The organism is Pseudomonas wadenswilerensis (assembly GCF_024749185.1).
Lineage (GTDB): Bacteria > Pseudomonadota > Gammaproteobacteria > Pseudomonadales > Pseudomonadaceae > Aquipseudomonas > Aquipseudomonas wadenswilerensis.
Window position 1 is genome coordinate 1,950,288 of the sequence record NZ_CP087191.1, and the last position, 19,713, is coordinate 1,970,000.

At 62.1% G+C, this 19,713-nt stretch carries 19 protein-coding genes and 1 rRNA gene (1 of these 20 cut by a window edge); 7 read left to right on the forward strand and 13 right to left on the reverse strand.

Annotated elements, in window-relative coordinates; all coding sequences use genetic code 11:
* The 7 genes from LOY45_RS08975 to LOY45_RS09005 all read right to left on the reverse strand — a co-directional run bounded on the left by LOY45_RS08975 (position 1) and on the right by LOY45_RS09005 (position 7,161).
* Positions 1-366, reverse strand: a complete 366-nt coding sequence (locus LOY45_RS08975) for a Na+/H+ antiporter subunit G (RefSeq protein ID WP_115087870.1) — start codon at positions 364-366, stop codon at positions 1-3.
* Complete coding sequence (locus tag LOY45_RS08980; protein ID WP_010224304.1) at positions 363-641, reverse strand: K+/H+ antiporter subunit F; 279 nt, start codon at positions 639-641, stop codon at positions 363-365. The genes LOY45_RS08975 and LOY45_RS08980 overlap by 4 nt, the downstream gene beginning before the upstream one ends.
* Positions 638-1,126, reverse strand: coding sequence for a Na+/H+ antiporter subunit E (locus tag LOY45_RS08985; protein ID WP_115087869.1), 489 nt, complete (start codon positions 1,124-1,126; stop codon positions 638-640). The genes LOY45_RS08980 and LOY45_RS08985 overlap by 4 nt, the downstream gene beginning before the upstream one ends.
* Positions 1,123-2,808 carry a monovalent cation/H+ antiporter subunit D gene (locus LOY45_RS08990; protein WP_258578984.1) on the reverse strand — a complete coding sequence of 562 codons (1,686 nt, stop codon included), beginning with the start codon at positions 2,806-2,808 and terminating at the stop codon, positions 1,123-1,125. Before LOY45_RS08990 ends, LOY45_RS08985 begins: the two co-directional genes overlap by 4 nt.
* Complete coding sequence (locus LOY45_RS08995) at positions 2,805-3,149, reverse strand: Na+/H+ antiporter subunit C (RefSeq protein WP_010224297.1); 345 nt, start codon at positions 3,147-3,149, stop codon at positions 2,805-2,807. Before LOY45_RS08995 ends, LOY45_RS08990 begins: the two co-directional genes overlap by 4 nt.
* The gene (locus LOY45_RS09000; RefSeq protein ID WP_258578985.1) at positions 3,149-6,064 is read right to left on the reverse strand and encodes a monovalent cation/H+ antiporter subunit A; all 2,916 of its coding nucleotides are present in this window, start codon (positions 6,062-6,064) and stop codon (positions 3,149-3,151) included. The genes LOY45_RS08995 and LOY45_RS09000 overlap by 1 nt, the downstream gene beginning before the upstream one ends.
* Positions 6,065-6,213: 149 nt before the next feature.
* The gene (locus LOY45_RS09005; RefSeq protein ID WP_115087866.1) at positions 6,214-7,161 is read right to left on the reverse strand and encodes a DMT family transporter; all 948 of its coding nucleotides are present in this window, start codon (positions 7,159-7,161) and stop codon (positions 6,214-6,216) included.
* Between the two features lie 84 nt (positions 7,162-7,245).
* On the opposite strand from LOY45_RS09005, the gene LOY45_RS09010 reads away from it, so the two are divergent.
* Positions 7,246-7,809, forward strand: a complete 564-nt coding sequence (locus LOY45_RS09010; protein WP_115087865.1) for a helix-turn-helix domain-containing protein — start codon at positions 7,246-7,248, stop codon at positions 7,807-7,809.
* Between the two features lie 21 nt (positions 7,810-7,830).
* Here LOY45_RS09010 and LOY45_RS09015 read toward each other — a convergent pair whose 3' ends face one another.
* The gene (locus tag LOY45_RS09015; RefSeq protein WP_115087864.1) at positions 7,831-8,388 is read right to left on the reverse strand and encodes a cysteine hydrolase family protein; all 558 of its coding nucleotides are present in this window, start codon (positions 8,386-8,388) and stop codon (positions 7,831-7,833) included.
* A gap of 107 nt (positions 8,389-8,495) precedes the next feature.
* On the opposite strand from LOY45_RS09015, the gene LOY45_RS09020 reads away from it, so the two are divergent.
* Both LOY45_RS09020 and LOY45_RS09025 read left to right on the forward strand, forming a co-directional pair.
* Entirely contained in the window at positions 8,496-9,476 is a 981-nt protein-coding gene (locus LOY45_RS09020) for a GlxA family transcriptional regulator (protein ID WP_338106146.1), read from the forward strand.
* 78 nt (positions 9,477-9,554) lie between these two features.
* Positions 9,555-10,979, forward strand: coding sequence for an FAD/NAD(P)-binding protein (locus LOY45_RS09025; RefSeq protein WP_258578986.1), 1,425 nt, complete (start codon positions 9,555-9,557; stop codon positions 10,977-10,979).
* On the opposite strand, the gene soxR is transcribed toward LOY45_RS09025, so the two are convergent.
* On the reverse strand, positions 10,976-11,440 hold the full coding sequence (gene soxR, locus LOY45_RS09030) for a redox-sensitive transcriptional activator SoxR (protein WP_134063432.1): 465 nt from the start codon (positions 11,438-11,440) through the stop codon (positions 10,976-10,978). The two genes, LOY45_RS09025 and soxR, sit on opposite strands and share 4 nt — an antisense overlap.
* A gap of 88 nt (positions 11,441-11,528) precedes the next feature.
* Between soxR and LOY45_RS09035 the strand changes: the two genes are divergently transcribed.
* Positions 11,529-11,906: an antibiotic biosynthesis monooxygenase gene (locus tag LOY45_RS09035; protein ID WP_115088493.1), complete on the forward strand. Its 378-nt coding sequence runs from the start codon at positions 11,529-11,531 to the stop codon at positions 11,904-11,906.
* Here LOY45_RS09035 and LOY45_RS09040 read toward each other — a convergent pair.
* Positions 11,889-12,659: an alpha/beta hydrolase family protein gene (locus tag LOY45_RS09040; protein WP_115087860.1), complete on the reverse strand. Its 771-nt coding sequence runs from the start codon at positions 12,657-12,659 to the stop codon at positions 11,889-11,891. The genes LOY45_RS09035 and LOY45_RS09040 overlap by 18 nt on opposite strands.
* Positions 12,646-13,755, reverse strand: coding sequence for a DUF3182 family protein (locus LOY45_RS09045; RefSeq protein WP_258578987.1), 1,110 nt, complete (start codon positions 13,753-13,755; stop codon positions 12,646-12,648). Before LOY45_RS09045 ends, LOY45_RS09040 begins: the two co-directional genes overlap by 14 nt.
* A 343-nt stretch (positions 13,756-14,098) precedes the next feature.
* Between LOY45_RS09045 and LOY45_RS09050 the strand changes: the two genes are divergently transcribed.
* Together LOY45_RS09050 and LOY45_RS09055 are read left to right on the forward strand one after the other, a co-directional pair.
* Positions 14,099-15,259 (forward strand): cysteine desulfurase family protein, encoded by a 1,161-nt coding sequence (locus LOY45_RS09050; protein ID WP_258578988.1) that lies wholly within the window; start codon positions 14,099-14,101, stop codon positions 15,257-15,259.
* Positions 15,260-15,315: 56 nt separating this feature from the next.
* Positions 15,316-17,127 carry an aminopeptidase P family protein gene (locus LOY45_RS09055; protein ID WP_258578989.1) on the forward strand — a complete coding sequence of 604 codons (1,812 nt, stop codon included), beginning with the start codon at positions 15,316-15,318 and terminating at the stop codon, positions 17,125-17,127.
* Positions 17,128-17,190: 63 nt separating this feature from the next.
* Here the strand turns inward: LOY45_RS09055 and LOY45_RS09060 are convergent, their stop codons facing one another.
* Both LOY45_RS09060 and rhtA read right to left on the reverse strand, forming a co-directional pair.
* A complete protein-coding gene (locus tag LOY45_RS09060; protein ID WP_115087856.1) occupies positions 17,191-17,472 on the reverse strand; it encodes a hypothetical protein in 282 nt (93 codons plus the stop codon).
* 184 nt (positions 17,473-17,656) lie between these two features.
* On the reverse strand, positions 17,657-18,544 hold the full coding sequence (gene rhtA, locus LOY45_RS09065; protein WP_258578990.1) for a threonine/homoserine exporter RhtA: 888 nt from the start codon (positions 18,542-18,544) through the stop codon (positions 17,657-17,659).
* A gap of 597 nt (positions 18,545-19,141) precedes the next feature.
* Here rhtA and LOY45_RS09070 point away from each other — a divergent pair.
* Positions 19,142-19,713 (forward strand): 16S ribosomal RNA (locus tag LOY45_RS09070) (it continues 965 nt past the right edge of the window).

A 19,713-nucleotide genomic window follows, 5' to 3' on the forward strand; every position in this document is an offset into this window, starting at 1 on the left:
TCAGTTGCCGCGATCGCGCCCGCTGCTGACTTCTTCAGGTACTTCATCACCGGCCATGCGCTTGCGAAACAGTGCCGCGCGGGCCAGCAGCAGGGTGGTGACCGGTACGGTGATCGACAGCAGGATCGGAATCAGCCAGGCGTGCAGTACCGGTGACTCCTTGAGTATCGAGAAGTACAGGATCGAGGCCAGTGCCACGCACCAGGCGCCCAGGGTCGAGGCCAGTGCTGGCGGATGCATGCGCTGAAAAAAGTCCTTCAGGCGAATCAGGCCGACGGCGCCGCTCAGGGCGAACAGGCTGCTCAGCAGCAGCAACACGGCGACCAGCACCTCTACCCAGAACGGCAGTTCATTGGCATTGATCATTCGATTACCTCGCCACGCAGGAGGAATTTGGCCAGGGCGAAGGAGCCGACAAAGCCGAACAGCGCGATCAGTAGCGCCCCCTCGAAGTAGGTGTCACTGGCATAGCGGATGCCCAGTACCAGCATCATCAGCATGGCCAGGATATACAGGTAGTCCAGCGCCAATACCCGGTCCTGGGCCGAAGGGCCACGGAACAGACGTACCAGGGTCAGGGCCATGGCCAGGGCGAAGATGAACAGGCTGGCGAGAATGGCATTGGCAAGCAGGCCAGTCATTCGAAGATCTCCATCAGCGGGCGTTCATAGGTGTGCTTGAAGTGCTCGATGAACCGGGTCTCATCGTCCAGATCGAACACGTGCAGCAAGAGGATGCTGCGGTCCAGGGCCAACTCCGACCAGATGGTGCCAGGGATCACCGTGGTGATCATCGACAGTGCGGCCAGGCCGTGGGCATCGCGCAGTTCCAGGGGGATATGCACGAACTGCGAGCGCGGCGGACGGCGCTTGGCCGACCATACGCCGCGGGCAACTTGCAGGTTGGACACCAGCACGTCGGCGCCGACCCGCAGGATCAGGCGCGCGATGGTGCCCGGGCGGCGGATGCGGATCGGAAGGGGGCGCAGCGGCGCCATCAGCAGCGGCGCAACGAAGCCCAGCAGGGCGCCCAGCAGCAGATTGCCGGGGCTGACCGACAGGTTCAGCACCAGCCACAGCAACCACAGCGACAGAGACAGTAGTGGGGCGGGGAACAAGCGCTTCATGGCTGCACCTCGGTACTCGCAGCCAGGGTGGTTGGTCCAGGGATGGGGCGGGTGCCGAGCACGGCGCTGACGTATTGCTCAGGGTCCTGCAGGCTGGCAGCGGTGTCCTGGGTGTAACGCAGCAATGGCTCGGCACGCAGGCTGAGCACGACGCACAAGCCCAGCAGTGCCACGATGGGTATGCATTCATAACGGCGCAGCAGCGGCGATGGGCGTTCCTGTGGTGTCCAGAAGCGCTGGATGCCAACGCGGGTCAGGGCAATCAGCGAGGCCATGCCGGACAATACCAGCAACGCCACCAATATCCAGCCCTCGACGCTCAGCGGCTGCTCCGGCGTTACGCCCAGGCCTTGCGGGTTGAACAGCGCACTGATCAGGCTGAGTTTACCGATAAAGCCCGACAGCGGCGGCATGCCGATGATCAGCAGGGCGCAGGCGATGAAGCTCAAGCCCAGGAAGGCCATGGTCCAGGGGATCACCTGGCCGATCACTGCCTTTTGCTCGTCATCGAGGTTGATGCCTTTGGGGGGATGCAGCGTTTCTACCGGCGAAGGCAGGCCGTCGCCGTCATCGTCCAGGGGGATCTCGTTGGCCGAGCGCGAACGTTCGATCAGTTCGGCCAGCAGGAACAGCGCACACAGTGCCAGGGTCGAGCTGACCAGGTAGAACAGCGCCGCGGCGGTCAGGGTTGCCTGGCCGAAGCCGATCGCCGCCAGCAGGGTGCCGGCCGAGACCAGGATGCTCAGGCTGGCCATGCGCTCCAGGCGCTGCGCCGCCAGTATCGACACCGCTGCGCAACCCAGGGTGGCCAGGCCGCCATAGATCAACCAATCGCCTCCAAAGAACGCCGAAGCACCGGCCTGGCCGGAGAACAGCAACGTCGACAGGCGCAGCACGGTGTAGAAGCCGACCTTGGTCATGATCGCGAACAGCGCGGCCACCGGTGCGCTGGCCGAGGAGTAGGCCGGCACCAGCCAGAAGTTCAATGGCCAGATCCCGGCCTTGGCCAGGAATGCCGTGGCCAGGATCGCCGCGCCGGCGTGCAGCAGGCCGCGATCGGCCTCCGGTACCAACGGGATTTTCAGGGCCAGGTCAGCCAAGTTCAGGGTGCCGGTGACGCCGTAGAGCATCGCCGCGCCAATCAGGAACAATGACGAGGCCAGCAGGTTGATGGCGATGTAGTGCAAGCCAGCCTTGACCCGTGCGCGCCCCGAGCCATGCAGGATCAGGCCGTAGGAGGCAGCCAGCAGCACTTCAAAGAACACGAACAGGTTGAACAGGTCGGCGGTGAGAAACGCGCCATACAGGCCCATCAACTGGATCTGGAACAGGGCGTGGAAGCTGGCGCCGGCGCGGTCCCAACGGGCCATGGCGAACACCAGGGCGCTGACCCCGACGATGCCGGTCAGCACCAGCATCAAGGCTGAAAGGCGGTCGACCACCAGCACGATACCGAATGGCGCCGGCCAGTTGCCGGGCAGGTACACGCCAATCGAGCTGGCTTGCCCCTGGCATTGCACCCATAGCAGCAGGGTGATGGCGATGCCCAGCCCGAGCAGGCTGGAGATCAGGTTGATACGCGCCTTGAGCGGCCGGCGTTTTTCCCCGAGCAGCAGCATCAGCGCTGCGGTCAGCAGCGGCAGCAGGATGGGTGCGACGATCAGTTGGTTCATCGAACTCATTCGTTAGGCTCCCGGCCATCGACATGGTCGGTTCCGGTCAGGCCGCGGGAGGCCAGCAGCACCACCAGGAACAGCGCGGTCATGGCGAAGCTGATGACGATCGCGGTGAGCACCAGGGCCTGAGGCAGCGGATCGGTGTAGTTGAGCAGGTCCTGGGGCACGCCGTCCTTGATGATCGGCTCCTTGCCGATGAACAGGCTGCCCATGCTGAAGATGAACAGGTTGACCCCGTACGACAGCAGGCACAGGCCCATCACCACCTGGAAGGTCCGTGGCCGCAGGATCAGCCAGACCCCGGAGGCGGCGAGCACACCAATGGCGATTGCAATGACTTCTTCCATCAGGCGGCTCCTGCGTGAGTGGGTTTCTGTTGGCTGCCCGGGCGATGACCGCGCACCGACTGGTGGGCCAGCGCGGTGAGGATCAGCAGGGTCGAGCCGACCACCACGGTGAACACGCCGATATCGAAGAACAGCGCACTGGCCAGGTGGGTGTCACCCAGCAACGGCAAGTGCAGGTGCGCGGTATGGGTGGTCAGGAACGGGTAGCCCAGCAGCATCGCCCCGACCCCGGTCAGGGTGGCGCAGAGCAGGCCGGTGCCCATCCAGCGCAGAGGCCGCAGGCTCATCTGTGCCTCGACCCACTGGGTGCCGGCCACCATGTACTGAAGGATGAACGCCACCGACATCACCAGCCCGGCAACGAAGCCGCCGCCTGGCTGGTTGTGGCCGCGCATGAACAGGTACATCGACACCACCAGGGCGATCGGCAGCAGCAGGCGCACCAGTGCCGCCGGCACCATCATGAAGCCCAGCGCGGTATCAGCCGCGTGGCGCGGGTTGACCAGGTCGGTGACTACGTCAGGTGCCAGCAGGCGCTGCTGGGCCGGCAGCTGCATGCTCTCCTTGGGCGGACGGAAGCGCCGCAGCAGGGCAAACACCGCCAGGGCCACGGCCACCAGCACGGTGATCTCGCCCAGGGTATCGAAGCCGCGGAAGTCCACCAGCATGACGTTGACCACGTTGCTGCCGCCACCTTCAGGCAAGGCCCGGCTCAGGTAGAACGAGGAGATGTCGTTGGGGGTCGGGCGGGTCAGCATGGCATAGGACAGCAGCGCCATGCCGCCACCCACGCCGACCGCCAGCAGCAGGTCGCGCAGGCGGCGCAGGCGGGCGCGTTCCTGGGTGCCCGGCAGCGGCGAGACGCCCTCGATCCGCCGTGGCAGCCAACGCAGACCGAGCAAAATCAGTACCGTAGTGACCACCTCGACCACCAGTTGGGTCAGGGCCAGGTCCGGCGCCGAGAACCAGACGAAGGTGATGCAGGTCATCAGGCCGCAAACACTGACCATGGTCAGGGCCGCCAGCCGGTGATACTTGGCCTGCCAGGCAGCGCCCAGGGCGCAGGCAATGGCGATCAGCCAGAGCATGACGAACACCCCGGAACCGGGAATCTTCGGCCGGTCACCCCAGGTCAGGCCACTGTGCAGCATCGGCAGCAGGCCGGCCAGCAGGGCGATCAGCACCAGCATGAACAACTGCTTCTGCAGGCGGCGGGTGGTGAATATCCGCTCGACGCGCCGGGCGGTGCGCATGATCAGCACCTGGCCGTGCTCGAACAGGCGCTTGCCATTGAATCGCTCGATCAGCGGCGGCGACGGGAAACGCCCGAGCTTGAGCTGATTGCGCAACAGCAGATAGAGCACGATGCCACCGCTCATGGCGATCAGGCTCATGATCAGCGGGGCGTTCCAGCCGTGCCAGATCGCCAGGCTGTACTCGGGCAGGGTGCCGCCCACCACCGGCAATGCGGCGGCGGCCAGCAGCGGGCCGACCGATTGCGCCGGGAAGATGCCGACCACCAGGCAGGTCATTACCAGCAACTCGACCGGTGCGCGCATCCAGCGCGGCGGTTCGTGAGGCGTATGCGGCAGGTCGGTGGCCGGCGGGCCGAAGAACACATCGACGGTAAAGCGCAACGCATAGGCGACGCTGAAGGTACCGGCAAGGGTGGCAATGACCGGCAAGGCCGCTTCGACCCAGGCGGTGGAGCTGATGAACACGGTTTCGGCGAAGAACATCTCTTTGGACAGGAAGCCGTTCATCAACGGTACCCCGGCCATCGAGGCGCTGGCCACCATGGCCAGGGTTGCGGTGAAGGGTATGAGCCGGAACAGACCGCTGAGACGGCGAATGTCACGGGTGCCGCTTTCGTGGTCGATGATCCCCGCGGCCATGAACAGCGAGGCCTTGAAGGTAGCGTGGTTGAGGATGTGAAAGACTGCCGCGACCGCTGCCAGCGGGCTGTTCAGGCCCAGCAGCAGGGTAATCAGGCCCAGGTGGCTGATGGTCGAGTAGGCCAGCAGGCCCTTGAGGTCGTTCTGGAACATCGCCGCGAAGGCACCGAGCACCAGGGTGGCGGCGCCGGCGCCGCTGACGATCCAGAACCATTCTTCGGTGCCGGAGAGCGATGCCCATAGTCGCGCCAGCAGGAACACCCCGGCCTTGACCATGGTCGCCGAGTGCAGGTAAGCCGAAACCGGAGTAGGCGCCGCCATGGCATGGGGCAGCCAGAAGTGGAAAGGGAACTGCGCGCTTTTGCTCAACGCGCCAAGCAGGATCAGGGGTAACAGGACGGGATACAGGGCATGGTTGCGAATCTGCTCACCGGCAGCGAGGACCTTGTCCAGGTCGTAGCTGCCGACCACATGGCCGAGCAGCAATACCCCCGCCAGCAGGCATAGCCCACCCGCTCCGGTAACCATCAGGGCCATGTAGGCACCGCGTCGGGCATCGGCGCGGTGGTGCCAGTAGCCGATCAGCAGGAACGAGAACAGGCTGGTCAGTTCCCAGAAGAACACTATCTGGATCAGGTTGCCGGAGATCACCAGGCCGAGCATGGCGCCCATGAACGCCAGGAAGAAGGCAAAGAAGCGCGGCACCGGGTCTTGCGGGGACATGTAGTAGCGCGCATACAGCGACACCAGGGTACCGATGCCCAGCACCAGTAAGGAGAACAGCCAGGCGAAGCCGTCCATGCGCAGGACCAGGTTCAGGCCCAGGCTCGGCAGCCACAGGAATTCTTCGCGGATCACGCCGCCATGGGCGATCTGCGGGTACATCAAAGCGACCTGAACGGTGCCCACCAGGGCGACCAGTCCGGCCAGCAGCGATTCGCTGTTGCGTGCGTTGTGCGGCAAGACAGCCGCCAGGCAGCTGCCGACAAACGGCAGAAGCAGTAGCACTATCAAGGACATAGATTTCTAATCTGCAGGAGTTTGTAAGGGATCATACGTGGCGACTGGTCGATCACCAACCCGCAAGCTGTCGCAGAATCCTACAAGAGCGCTGTATAAATCCTTTTTTTTATAACAGTTTTTTTCAAAGGATAGACGGCATTTGCCGATCAGAGGCCCGCTTCACGTTCTTCGGCGTCAACCTCCAGCGACGTCTGCTCTTCACTACGGCGGCGAAACTTCAGTTCGCTGACCACCACGGCGATGACGATCAGCAAACCGCCGAGCAAGGCCACGCCCGGCAGGCGTTCGCCAGCGATGCGCCCGACGATGCCGGCCCATACCGGCTCACCGGCGTAGATCAGGGTGGCGCGGGTCGGCGAGACCGATTTCTGTGCCCAGTTCATCGCCACCTGGATCACCGCGCTCATCGCCCCCAGGCCCACGGCACTGAACAGCAACAGCCAGGAAAAGTCCGGCAGGCGCTCCTGGGTCGGTACCACCATCATGAACGACAGCGCCGAAGCGGTGGCCAGTTGCACCACCGTGACCCGACGCACATCGACCTGACCGGCATAGCGACTGATCAGGATGATTTCCGCAGCGATGGCCACGGCACTGACCAGGGTGGCGATTTCGCCGGGGCTGAACTGCAGCGAACCACCGCCAGGGCCGGCCAGCAGCATCAGGCCGGCGAATGCCAGGCCAATGCCCAGGCTTGGCATCAGGCCCGGGCGGCGGCCCAGTACCAGCCATTGCAGCAAGGGCACGAAGGGCACGTACAAAGCGGTGATGAACGCCGACTGGCTGCTGCTGATGGTTTGCAGGCCAACGGTCTGCAGGCCGTAGCCGAGCATGATCGACACGCCGATCAATACCCCGGCCTTGAGCTCCGTGGCGGTCAGGCCGGGCAACGAACGGGCCGAGACCAGGCCGACAAACAGCGCTGCGGCGGCAAAGCGCAGGCCGACGAAAAACATCGGCCCGCTGACCGTCATCACGTTGTGCACCAGCAAAAAGGTGCCGCCCCAGAGCACGGTAATAAACACCAGCACCAGTTCGGCCTTGCTCAGCCGGAAGGAAACGGAAGGGCGTTCAGCAGCGTTCGTTGGGGTCATGGCCTTGCACACGGAAGAGGGTCGACGCACAATTGCGGTGAAAGTGGGCAGTATACTGCGCAACCCCTATTGATGAGCAATATAGTGCACAAAGATTCCAGTCAACGCGCGTCGGTGCTTCAGCACGTCAGCCAGAACATTCGCCACCTGCGTCATGCCGCCGAGCTGAGCCAGAGTGCCCTGGCGGAAAGGTCCGGGGTCAGCCGGCGGATGCTGGTGGCCATCGAGGCCGGCGAAAAGAATGTCAGCCTGACCACCCTCGACCGGATCGCCGAAGCCCTGGAGGTTGCCTTCAGTGACCTGATCAAGGCGCCGGACAACCGCGACCCGAGCCGGATCAACGAGCTGGCCTGGACCGGTGTGCATCCCGGCAGCAAGGCCGTGCTGCTGGCCAGTTCCGCTGCCACCCGCGAGGTGGAGCTGTGGGAGTGGCGCCTCGAACCCGGCGAGGTCTACCCCTGCGAGGCTGATGCCGATGGCTGGAGCGAGCAGTTGTTCGTATTCGAAGGTTGCCTGAGCCTGGAGGTCGAGGGGCAAAAACACCTGCTCAATGCCGGCGAGTTCTTCTCCTTTGCCAGCAACCGCCGCTACGCCTACCGCAATGACGGCGAAGTGGCGACCCGCTTCGTGCGCAATGTGGTGATCTGAGCACGAGGCAGGTCACTGCCTTCAGCGGCTGGCGTCGGTCAAGTATTCCTGGGTGGAAATCACCTGGGCGTAAGCGAAGGCCAGCGACGCCATATAGGCCGCATGCACCTGCGCCGCCGGTACCGTGACGCCGTTGAATTCCAGGGCGCGGGTGGCGCAGGCGTCGTGAACCACGGTGACGCCATAACCGTAATCGGCGGCAGCGCGGCTGACGGCATCGATGCACATGTGGCTCATGCTGCCGATAACCGTGACGTTGCTGATTTGCCCTTCATCCAGCAGATGCTTGAGCTCGGTTCCCAAAAACGCATTGACCTTGTGCTTGAGCACCACTGGCTCACCTGCGCGGTTAGCCGCCTTGGGGTGAATCTGCGCACCCTCGGAGCCAGGGGTGAAGAACGGTGCATCACTGGATTCGAACTCGTGGCGCACATGTACCACCAGGTCGCCGCGGGTGCGGGCGGCGTCAAGGATGCTGGCGGCGTTGTCAGCCGCCGCATCGGCACCGTCCAGGGTCCATTTGCCGCCGGGGAAGTAATCGTTCTGGATGTCGATGACGATCAGTGCCTGTTTGCTCATCTCAAAAGCCTCATGCTGGGGAGTGGTTGTGGCGTGGTGATAGTTATAGGCTTGAGCGATGCGCTTGCGGATTGGCGCGAACGACAAATTGGCGGGAAAAACTGACAATGGCAACGGCGCAGGACACTCTGGAAATTGGCGTGCTGGTCTATCCCGGCGCGCAACTGGCCGCAGTCCATGGCCTGACCGACCTGTTTGCCGTGGCCAATCGCCTGCGCCATGAGCTGGGGGCGTTGGAGCGGCCACAGTTGCGCGTTTGCCATTGGAGCGAGACGCCTGATCGGCAATTGCAGGTAACGTTCGACACGCACCCCGGCACGGGTCATCAAGTGCGCGCCATGATTATCCCGCCGAGCCTGACCCAGGCCCCTTCGCCCGAATTGCTGGAGCGCTACCGCGCCAACCTGCGCCAATGGCATGCTGACGGTGCGTTGCTGGTGTCGGTCTGCGTCGGGGTGTTCTTCATTGCCGCCAGCGGCCTGCTCGATGGGCGCCCGGCGACCACTCACTGGAATTTCGCGCAATCACTAGCCGAGCGTTTTCCGCAGGTTCAGGTCGAAGCTAACCTGCCGCTGCTCGACGACGGCGACATCATTACCTCGGCCGGGTTGATGGCCTGGACCGATCTGGGGCTCAAGCTGGTCGAGCGTTACCTGGGCGAGACGCTGGCGGCGGAGACCGCGCGGTTTCTCGCGGTCGAACGGGTCAGCGGCGGGCAACAGCCCGGCAGCGTCTTCAGCCCACGGCTGGACCATGGCGACGAGGCGGTGCTGAAGGTTCAGCACTGGCTGCAGGGCAGTGGTGCGCGCGACGTTTCGCTGACGGCCATGGCCGATTGCGCCGGCCTTGAGCAGCGTACTTTCCTGCGTCGCTTTCGCAGTGCCACCGGTCTCAAACCCACCGAATACTGCCAGCAGGTCAGAGTGGGGCGGGCCTGCCGGATGCTGGAGTTCACCAATCGCAGCATCGATCAGATTGCCTGGGGTGTCGGTTACCAGGACCCAGGTGCCTTTCGCAAGGTGTTCTTCAAGGTGACCGGGCTTGCCCCCAGCGACTACCGGCGACGCCTCGCGACCCGGGCGGGCTGATCCTGCTTTGGTACCGGTCGGGCTGCGCTTTGCGCGTCTTGCTGCTTATTATCCGTAGCAAACAAGACGGAGAACGCCATGAGTGCCCCTGAACAACCCGAGAACCCGGCGGCTGATGTGCTGATCATTGGCGGTGGCTTGAGCGGTGCCCTGCTGGCAGCGCAGCTGTTGCGTCAACCGGGGCAACGCCGCCTGCTGATCGTCGAGCCGCGCAGCGACCTAGGCCGTGGTGAAGCCTATAGCGCCACGCACCTGGGGCATACCCTCAATGGCAACGCGGCACGGATGAGTGTCGCCCCGGACAATGCCGACGACCTGACCACATGGCTGGGCCAGCATATTGCAGCGGGTGGTTGGCCAGAATCAGCCGGGCAGCAGGTGCCCGTTGCCGAGCTGTTTCCGCCACGCGGGCTGTTTGGCGTGTATGCGCGCCAGCGTTTGGCCGAAGCGCAGGCGGTGGGTGCGCGACAGGGCTCCTGCCTTGAGCATGTCCAGGACCAGGCCGTTGATCTGGCGGTGGACGATCAGGGCGTCGATGTCAGCCTGGCGGATGGCCGTACTTTACGCGCAACCAGGGCTGTTCTGGCCACCGGCATGTTTGCCGCTGCGCGTACCGCCCAGGTCAGCGACAATGCGCTGAACACGGCATCAGTCGACCCTTGGAACATACCGGCCATGCAGGCGATCGATGCGCACGGCCGGGTGCTCATCATCGGTTCCGGGCTGACCATGGTCGATGCCGTGGTGTCGTTGCAGGCAGCCGGGCATCGCGGGCCGATCGAGGTGTTTTCCCGCCACGGCCTGCTGCCGCAGGTGCGCCGTCAACCGCCCGCGTGGGAAGATTTCCTGGCGGCTGACCTGTCACTGTGCAGTCCGTTGCAACTGCTGCGGGCCTTGCGTGCGCAATGCCAGGCGGCCGGGCAGCAGGGCATCGACTGGCAGGCGCCGCTGGATACCGTGCGCGTGCATATCGCCAGGCTCTGGAGCCAGGCCAGCGAGCGCCACAAGCGCCAATTCGTGCGTCATCTCCGGCCCTGGTGGGAAAGCCATCATCATCGTTCGCCGCCGCAGGGTGCGGCGTTGCTGGCGCGACTGGTCGAACAAGGGCGATTGCGCATTCATGCGGCGTCGTTGCAGGGTGTGGAAACCAGCGCCGACGGGCAGCCAGTGGTAAGGCTGCGCTTTCGCGGGCAAACGCAGGTCGAGCGAATCAGCGCTGCCGCCCTGATCAATTCCACCGGTATTGAGTACGATTGGCGCCGGGTTGCCCGGCCTTTGCCGCAGAACCTGCTGCAACGCCGGCTGATCCAGCCAGGGCCCCTGGCACTGGGCATCGCCGCGGATGCGCAGGGAGCCGTGCAGGATGCCGAGGGCCGCTACAGTCGGCGCCTGTTTGCCATGGGCCCACCCTTGCGTGGTCTGTGGTGGGAAAGTACGGCAGTGACCGATGTCGCTTTGCAGGCCAAGGCACTGGCCCAACGCCTGGTTGGGTATGGCGACTAGTCGTGGTATTCGGGGCCGGGCTCGAGCAATTGCGGGCCCGGGCCCTGCTCGCCGAGTTGATCATCACAGTTGCGCAACGGGCAGCTTTGCAGCGACATGCAACCACAACCGATACAGCTGTCGAGCTGGTCACGCAACACCAAGAGTTTATCGATGCGCCGGGTCAGGTCCTGGCGCCATTGCTCTGATAGCCGTTGCCAATCCTTCACACTGGGTGCACGACCTACCGGTAGCGTCTGCAGCGCGGCATGAATGGTTGCCAGGGGAATCCCCAGGCGTTGCGCCATCTTGATCACTGCCACCCGCCGCAGGGTGTCGCGTGGGTAGCGGCGCTGGTTGCCGGCGCTGCGGGTGCTGTGGATCAAACCCTTGCTCTCGTAGAAGTGCAGCGCGGTCACGGCTACGCCGCTGCGCGCCGCCAGCTGACCCACGCTGAGTACGCTCTGAGCTGAATCGGGCATGACACAATATCTCTTGACCTCTAGTTAACTTGAGGTTTTACCCTGCCAGCCATCACACCGCAAGTGCAATGGCAGAGGGAGCATGTTCATGCTGGTTTCAGACAACAGCCTGTGTTTTACCCAGATGATCGAGTTCGAAGTCGCGCCAGCCCGGCAACGCGCGCTGGCCCAGGCGCTGGTGGCGCGCAGCGAGCACCTGGCCGAGCAGCACAATGGTCTGGTCGCAGCCAGCATCCAGGCCAGCGACGATGGCAGTCGGGTCTTGCAGTATTTGCAATGGCAATCGCGGGCGGCCTGGGAGGCGGCTGTCAGCAGCTTCGAGCAGGAGCCGTTCCTGCAGCTGATTCGTCAGCATCAGGCCAGGGGCGTGAACTTCAACACCTTCCAGACGCTCAGCAGCCTGGCCCGGACGGCGGAGCACGGGCTGCACTGCCAGTTGCCGATGACCTCAGGAATACCAGGGTGAATGGTGCGGGTAGCGGTCAAGCCGTGCGCCGATGACCATTTCACTGATCCAGGCACTGAGAATGGAGCTGTAGGCTTTCTGGCAGCGGTCACTGGACAGCGCATGATCGGCGCCGTCAACGATTCTGTGGGTCAGCGAATGGGCGCTGACGAAAGCCGAGCGATAGCTCATCAAGGTACTGTGCGGCACGAAGTCATCCTGCTCCGACTCAACCAGCAGCACGTCACCGGCAAACTCGGCGCAGGCGCCCAGTGCCCGGTTGTCCCCCGGGCCGAGGGGGCGTTGACGGTAGTCGGTCAGGCGTTGACGGTCGAGCGCTTGCTTGGGCAGGTTCCATTCATCGTCCCAGTACAGCGCCGGCACTCGTAACGCCAGCCATTTGACCGGTCGCAACGCTGTCAGCAGCGTCGCCAGGTAGCCGCCGTAGCTGCTGCCGATCAGGGCAATGGCGCTGGTGTCGACCGCCGGGTGACTGACCAGCCGGTCGTAGGCGGCGACCAGGTCGGCCAGGTTCTGCTCGCGGGTAACGCTCAGGCGCTGGCTTTCGGTCTTCTCGTGGCCACGCAGGTCGAAGGTCATGCATACGCATCCCAGGCCGGTGATCTGCTTGGCCCTGGCCAAGTCACGCTGCTGGCTCCCACCCCAGCCATGAACAAAGAGGATTCCGGGAACCTTGGCACCGGGGCTGACAATGGTCCCGGCAATACTTTCGCCATCAACCGGAATCTCGATCCCTTCGCTATGGATGGTCATAGTCGCGGATCCGTGCGTATTTGCAGACTCGTCCGATTTCACTGTCGTCCCCCTGATAAAAAATCGTGGCATCGGCGGGCAGCTCAGGCGCGTCGAAGGCTTCGTGTGTGGAGGCGCGCACGCGCCTCAAAGCCGGGTCGTCGGCGAAAGCTTGCAATGCCAGTACCTCGGCACTGCTGGCGCCGCCGATGCGCCAGGATTGTTCGAGCACGCCGCTGCGCAGCTTGCCCTGGCTGTTCAGGCCGCGGGCGACGTCATAGTTGCGCCGTGAGGCGATAAAGCCGGGGAAGGCTTGCAGCGCTGCCTGCTCGTAGGTTCTTGCCTGGGTGATGGCCAGGCGAAGGTGATCTTCGAGTTCCAACTGCAGCAATACGTCGTAGTCCCCGCGCACCAGCACCAGATCGGAACCGCCGTAGATCTCCTCGCCCTGGTGGTCACGGGTCAGTTGCTGGGTGCCGTAGTAGCTGCACAATATTCCCGCCACCAGGACCTGGCCGACGCTGAAGGTCTGCACCTCGCTCAGGTTCTCTTCCAGGGTCAGGCCCCAGAGCGCGAGTTCCTGTTCGTCCATGGTGCCAAGCGCTTGCTCCAGTCCTTTGATGCTGTCGATCACCGTTTGCCCACGGCCCGCAGTTGCGCGTACGGGCTTGAGGCGCAGCGGTCCCTCTCGCAGCAGCAGCCCGGCGGCACGAATCGCATCCTCCAGGCTGAAAACGCTATAGCCTCGCAACAGCGCATCGCTGGCCAGGCGGGCGAAGTCATCGGTCCAGCCCAGCGGAAAGCGCGCATCGGCGGGCAGCGGATGGGAGATGGCCTTGGTCGCCATGTACGGCTGGCTGACCAAGCCGCCAAACAGGTCGGTGTGCGCCGCGATACCCATTGCCCGGTAGCGCTCGGCGCCGATCAGGGTTTCGGTGGGCAGGTAATAGAAATTCTCCTTCGCCGTTGGTGGCTGGGCAGGCGTAACCACCTCGGTGTGGAACAACTTCGCCAGCCGTTGGGCGAGCTTCAGGTGCACGCTGTGTTCGTGCTCGGGTGTGCTTTGACGTGTGTCCAGCAGCACCACGCCTTGCTTGCGGTCGGTCGATCGGAGCATGGGCAGATCCTCTGCGTGGTTCAGGAGGCTTTCTTGAGTGCGTCGATCAGTTCGTGCTTGCGCATTTTCGAGTGGCCAACGATGCCTTTGCTGCGGGCGTCCCTGGCGTTGCTTCCTTGTGGCATGGCGTTTTCTCCCGGGTAGGGCTGTACTGATTGTGAAGTCCGTAAGCGGTAGAAGTTCAGTAGGGCTGATTAGCGGATGGTATTTTGGTTATATAAATATATAAATTGATAATTTATAGTTCTATTAGTGGTTGGTGCAATATGGCGTGGCACTTTACCTACATGGATTTAGGAAGCGCCTACTTTGCAAGGCGACGACAACCAGAGAGCCTGCTGTCATGAACAATCTTCCGCTGTATTTCGACTACGCCGCCACGACACCGGTCGACGAGCGAGTTATCCAGGCCATGGTCAAGTGTCTGGGCGCCTCGGGTAATTTCGGCAACCCGGCGTCAAGCTCCCACTGCTACGGGCAGAGCGCCCGGGCAGCCGTGGAGCGGGCACGGGACCAGGTCGCCGGGCTTGTCGGCGCCCGAGCCGAACAGATCATCTGGACGTCGGGGGCCACCGAGTCGAACAACCTGGCGCTCAAAGGCCTCGCCCAGGGGCGCCAGGGTGGTCACATCATCACCAGCCAGATCGAACACAAGGCAGTGCTCGACACGGCTCGCCAGCTTGAGCACAACGGCTTCACCCTGACCTTGCTGGCGCCCGACGACCAAGGGCTGATCACCCCCGAGGCGCTACGCAGTGCCCTGCGTGAAGACACCTTCCTGGTTTCGCTGATGCTGGTGAACAATGAACTGGGGACCGTCAACGATATCCCGGCGTTGGCTGAGGTGGTTCGCCAGCATGGCGCACTGCTGCACGTGGATGCGGCCCAGGGTGCGGGCAAATTACCGATCGACCTGGGCCGCTGGGCGGTCGACCTGATGTCCTTTTCCGCGCACAAAGTTTATGGTCCAAAAGGCATCGGCGCCTTGTATGTCGGCGAGCGCGCCAAACCGCTGCTGCAGGCGCAGATCCATGGCGGTGGCCATGAGGGCGGTTTGCGCTCCGGCACCCTGGCCACCCACCAGATCGTTGGCATGGGCGAGGCGTTTGCCGTGGCCCAGGCGCTGCTCGTGGAAGAAACTGCACGCATCCGCCAACTGCAACAGCGGTTGCTGGATCAATTGCTGCAGTTGCCGGGAGTGCGCCTTAATGGCAGTGCCGGGCAGCGAATCGCGCACACGCTCAGCCTCACGTTCAACGCCGATCACCCCGACTTTTCCCAGCTTGCGCAGTCGCTGGCATTTTCTTCCACTTCCGCCTGCAACTCCGCGGCCAATGCTGCTTCTCACGTGCTGCTGGCGCTTGGACTTGAGCCGCAAGCCGCGAGGCAGACCATTCGCCTGAGCCTGGGTCGCTATACCAAGGCGCAGGATATCGACCAGGCGGTGCGGGCAATAAAGACCTCGTTACAGTCGCAACCTTTCTGGGCGGTTGCCCATGGCTGAAGGCTGTTCCATTATCTGCGCCAAGAACAATGGATGCCGTGGTAGCAGGAGTCAGCATGAACACTCAGTCTTCAACGCAGGGAGCGGTGAATACGCGCCTGGCACGTATTCGTGAAGTGATGCAACGTGAGGGCGTCGACGCCTTGTTGGTCCCGTCGGCCGATCCTCACCTTTCCGAGTACCTGCCGGGGTACTGGCAGGCCAGGCAATGGTTGTCCGGTTTTCACGGGTCGGTCGGTACCTTGATCGTTACCGCCGATTTCGCCGGCCTCTGGGCTGACAGCCGCTACTGGGAGCAGGCGGAAAAGGAACTGGCAGGCAGCACCATTGAGCTGGTGAAGCTGCAGCCGGGCAAGCCCGGTCCGCTGGACTGGCTGGCCGATCAGGCCCCGCAAGGTGGGGTGGTGGCCGTGGATGGAGCAGTAATGGCTCTGGCCTCGGCACGTCAGCTAGGCGAGCGCCTCAAGGTTCGCAACGTTCGATTGCTGACTGAGAAGGATCTTCTGGCCCAGGTATGGGACGACCGGCCGCCACTACCGAACAACCCGGTGTATCAGCATCTGCCGCCCGAGGCCACGGTCAGCCGCGCGCAGAAACTGGCCAACTTGCGCCAGACGCTGCGCGCCCGCGGTGCCGACTGGCATTTCATCGCCACCCTGGACGACATTGCCTGGTTGTTCAACCTGCGCGGTAGCGACGTTTCCTATAATCCGGTGTTCGTATCCTTTGCCTTGATCTGCCAGGATCAAGCCACGTTGTTCATGGACTTGAACAAGATCGATGCCCATTTGCGCAGTGTGCTCGAAGTCGATGGCATCACGTTACGTGATTATGCAGAGGTCGCCCAGGCGCTGGCGGCTATTCCAGCTGGCCAGACATTGCTGGTTGATCCTGCTCGGGTGACGAGTGGCCTGCTGGCGAATACCGACAGGGATGTGCGCCTGATTGAAGGACTGAACCCGACTACGCTGTCGAAATCGCAAAAAAGCAAAGCTGATCTTGGGCACATTCGCAAGGCCATGGAGCAGGATGGTGCGGCGCTGTGCGAGTTTTTTGCCTGGTTGGAAGCTGCGCAAGAGCGAGCCGAGTCAATCACCGAACTGACCGTTGACGAGCAGCTGAGTGCCGCGCGTGCGCGTCGTCCAGGTTTTGTCTCGCTGAGTTTTTCGACCATCGCTGCCTTCAACGCCAATGGCGCCATGCCGCATTACCGCGCCACGGAGGAGTCTCATGCCCGTATCGAAGGTAATGGCTTGCTGCTGATCGACTCTGGTGGTCAATACCTGGGGGGCACCACCGACATTACCCGCATGGTCCCCATTGGTAACCCCACTACTGCTCAGAAGCAGGACTGCACGCGAGTGCTCAAAGGGGTTATTGCCTTGTCGCGGGCACGCTTTCCGCGGGGCATCCCGTCGCCATTGCTCGATGCCATTGCCCGGGCGCCCATCTGGGCGGACCAGGTCGACTATGGTCATGGTACCGGGCACGGGGTCGGTTACTTCATGAACGTGCATGAAGGACCGCAGGTGATTGCCTACCAAGCGGCGGCGGCACCTCAGACAGCCATGCAGGAGGGGATGATTACGTCGATCGAGCCGGGTACCTATCGCCCGGGCGAGTGGGGGGTACGTATCGAGAACCTGGTGTTCAATCGCGAGGTGGGCACGAGCGCGTTTGGCGATTTTCTCGAGTTTGAAACCCTGACCCTGTGCCCGATCGATACCCGTTGCCTGCTGCCTGAACGGCTGACCAGCGAAGAGCGCGACTGGCTCAATGGTTATCATGCCCAGGTCAGGGAGCGCCTGGCGCCGTTGCTGGAAGGCGCTGGGCTGGAATGGTTGCAGGGGCGAACCGCAGCCATTTGAACCCGGTATTCAAACAGCAGCAAAAAAGGGCGGCCGTTGGGTCGCCCTTTTTGGTGGGATGCATTACTTGCAGATGACGATCATGCTGCGGCTGGTGTAGCCGGCCGGATTGAGGCCGAAGGGGTAGTCACCAGGCTCGGCGTCGGCATCCCCCGAGCGGGCAATCACTTTGTAACCCTTGCTGCCACATGAGGCCGCAGCCTTGGTGTAGCAATTGTCCCAGGAAGATGAAAGGCCGGAGCAATTGATATGCAGGCCCTTCTTGCCGCGTTTGACTTCAGTCTTCGCCGTCGCCGCACATCCAGCGATGGCCAAAATGGCTAGGATGAGCAAAATTCGTTTCATTCCTGTCCTTAATGCGTACCGGGTCTGTCGCCCGTGTCTAATTTCCTTTGCGTCTTCCCGATGCTTGTTCGCGTCCCTGTCTTGTCAATTAGATATCTTCAAGGTTGACGTTGGGTTACAGCTTAAAGATGGCGGATGCCCGGCACAATGACCAGTGTCTATTTAAATGCAAATATTTCTCAAATCAGTCGGCAGCAACCAATGCCGGGCTTTCCTTGCGCAGCGACAGGGTGGCACCCACTGAAGCGGTGATGATTGCAGCGATAGCCAGCCATTGCGCCACCGTCAGTACTTCACCCAGGAACAGCAAACCTGAAAGTGCACCGAACGCAGGTTCGATACTCATCAGTGTGCCAAAGGTGCGTGCAGGCATGCGTGTGAGTGCCACCATTTCCAGGCTGTAGGGCAGGGCAGTGGAGAGTATGGCCACGCCCAGTGCGATAGGCAGCAGTGCGGGAGTAAGCAGTGCGCTGCCAGCATGGACAATGCCAATTGGCGCTACGAACAGGGCAGCGATCATCACCCCCAGGGCGGCGGTCTGGATACCGTTCTCGGCGCCGGCTTTCTGCCCATATAGAATGTACAGCGCCCAGCACACGCCGGCACCTAGTGCATAGCTGGCGCCTACCAGGTCGATGCCGGCGCTGGTCTGGCCAATCGGGATCAGCAGCAGCAAGCCAATGACCGCAAGGCCGATCCAGAGAAAATCCACGGCCCGTCGCGAGGCATACAGGGCAACTGCCAGCGGTCCGGTGAACTCCAGGGCTACGGCAATCCCCAAGGGCACGGTCTGCAGCGACATATAGAAGAGGAAGTTCATCCCGCCCAGGGCCATGCCGTAGATGATCACGGTGCGAAGCGTGCTGGCGCTGAGCTTGGCGCGCCAGGGGCGCAGCAGCAACAGCATGATGATGCTGGCGAAGATCAGTCGCAGGGTGGTGGTGCCTTGCGCGCCCACGACAGGGAACATGCTCTTGGCCAGGGAGGCACCGGACTGGATTGAGGCCATGGCGATCAGCAGCAAGCCAATAGGGAAGAGGGTGGCGGCCAGGCTGCGGGGGTGGCTGTTCATTGCGGGAGGGCATTCCTTATATAAGAAGAAGCACGAGCAGCCTATGATGCGCAAAGGCCAAAAAACGAGCAATATACTGCGCATTATTCTTTTATTGGGGGTTTTTTAAATTAACCCTTGACGCCCGATTTAATCTCTCTATAATTCGCCCCACTTCCGGCGCAGTCGGAACTGAAAACTCCTTGAGTTTCAAAGAGTTAGCGGTTCCAGGGTCATCCGGAAGGGCTTCGATCGAAAGATCGACAGCGGTGAAAAAGGCAGTTGACAGCGGTTTGAAGCGCTGTAGAATTCGCCTCCCGCTGACGAGAGATCGCAGCGAGTCAAGCAGTTGAATTTGAACGAAAAACTTCAAAATAAACGCTTGACAGGCTCTGAGGAAAGCGTAGAATGCGCGCCTCGGTTGAGATGAAAAGCTCTTAACCAACCGCTCTTTAACAACTGAATCAAGCAATTCGTGTGGGTGCTTGTGAGCTCAGACTGATAGTCAAAAAGATTATCAGCATCACAAGTGGCTACACGAAAATCGAAAGATTTGAAAGTAAGTCATTTGAGATTGCTGAGCCAAGTTTAGGGTTTTCTCAAAACCCAAGCAGTATTGAACTGAAGAGTTTGATCATGGCTCAGATTGAACGCTGGCGGCAGGCCTAACACATGCAAGTCGAGCGGATGAGAAGAGCTTGCTCTTCGATTCAGCGGCGGACGGGTGAGTAATACCTAGGAATCTGCCTGGTAGTGGGGGACAACGTTTCGAAAGGAACGCTAATACCGCATACGCCCTACGGGGGAAAGCAGGGGACCTTCGGGCCTTGCGCTATCAGATGAGCCTAGGTCGGATTAGCTAGTTGGTGAGGTAATGGCTCACCAAGGCGACGATCCGTAACTGGTCTGAGAGGATGATCAGTCACACTGGAACTGAGACACGGTCCAGACTCCTACGGGAGGCAGCAGTGGGGAATATTGGACAATGGGCGAAAGCCTGATCCAGCCATGCCGCGTGTGTGAAGAAGGTCTTCGGATTGTAAAGCACTTTAAGTTGGGAGGAAGGGTACTTACCTAATACGTGAGTATTTTGACGTTACCGACAGAATAAGCACCGGCTAACTCTGTGCCAGCAGCCGCGGTAATACAGAGGGTGCAAGCGTTAATCGGAATTACTGGGCGTAAAGCGC

Excerpts from the sequence above, each read along its gene's own strand:
- LOY45_RS08975 (WP_115087870.1), bottom strand. The coding sequence starts at position 366 with ATGATCAATGCCAATGAACTGCCGTTCTGGGTAGAGGTGCTGGTCGCC.
- LOY45_RS08980 (WP_010224304.1), bottom strand. The coding sequence starts at position 641 with ATGACTGGCCTGCTTGCCAATGCCATTCTCGCCAGCCTGTTCATCTTC.
- LOY45_RS08985 (WP_115087869.1), bottom strand. The coding sequence starts at position 1,126 with ATGAAGCGCTTGTTCCCCGCCCCACTACTGTCTCTGTCGCTGTGGTTG.
- LOY45_RS08990 (WP_258578984.1), bottom strand. The coding sequence starts at position 2,808 with ATGAGTTCGATGAACCAACTGATCGTCGCACCCATCCTGCTGCCGCTG.
- LOY45_RS08995 (WP_010224297.1), bottom strand. The coding sequence starts at position 3,149 with ATGGAAGAAGTCATTGCAATCGCCATTGGTGTGCTCGCCGCCTCCGGG.
- LOY45_RS09000 (WP_258578985.1), bottom strand. The coding sequence starts at position 6,064 with ATGTCCTTGATAGTGCTACTGCTTCTGCCGTTTGTCGGCAGCTGCCTG.
- LOY45_RS09005 (WP_115087866.1), bottom strand. The coding sequence starts at position 7,161 with ATGACCCCAACGAACGCTGCTGAACGCCCTTCCGTTTCCTTCCGGCTG.
- LOY45_RS09015 (WP_115087864.1), bottom strand. The coding sequence starts at position 8,388 with ATGAGCAAACAGGCACTGATCGTCATCGACATCCAGAACGATTACTTC.
- LOY45_RS09020 (WP_338106146.1), top strand. The coding sequence starts at position 8,496 with ATGGCAACGGCGCAGGACACTCTGGAAATTGGCGTGCTGGTCTATCCC.
- LOY45_RS09025 (WP_258578986.1), top strand. The coding sequence starts at position 9,555 with ATGAGTGCCCCTGAACAACCCGAGAACCCGGCGGCTGATGTGCTGATC.
- soxR (WP_134063432.1), bottom strand. The coding sequence starts at position 11,440 with ATGCCCGATTCAGCTCAGAGCGTACTCAGCGTGGGTCAGCTGGCGGCG.
- LOY45_RS09035 (WP_115088493.1), top strand. The coding sequence starts at position 11,529 with ATGCTGGTTTCAGACAACAGCCTGTGTTTTACCCAGATGATCGAGTTC.
- LOY45_RS09040 (WP_115087860.1), bottom strand. The coding sequence starts at position 12,659 with ATGACCATCCATAGCGAAGGGATCGAGATTCCGGTTGATGGCGAAAGT.
- LOY45_RS09045 (WP_258578987.1), bottom strand. The coding sequence starts at position 13,755 with ATGCTCCGATCGACCGACCGCAAGCAAGGCGTGGTGCTGCTGGACACA.
- LOY45_RS09050 (WP_258578988.1), top strand. The coding sequence starts at position 14,099 with ATGAACAATCTTCCGCTGTATTTCGACTACGCCGCCACGACACCGGTC.
- LOY45_RS09055 (WP_258578989.1), top strand. The coding sequence starts at position 15,316 with ATGAACACTCAGTCTTCAACGCAGGGAGCGGTGAATACGCGCCTGGCA.
- LOY45_RS09060 (WP_115087856.1), bottom strand. The coding sequence starts at position 17,472 with ATGAAACGAATTTTGCTCATCCTAGCCATTTTGGCCATCGCTGGATGT.
- rhtA (WP_258578990.1), bottom strand. The coding sequence starts at position 18,544 with ATGAACAGCCACCCCCGCAGCCTGGCCGCCACCCTCTTCCCTATTGGC.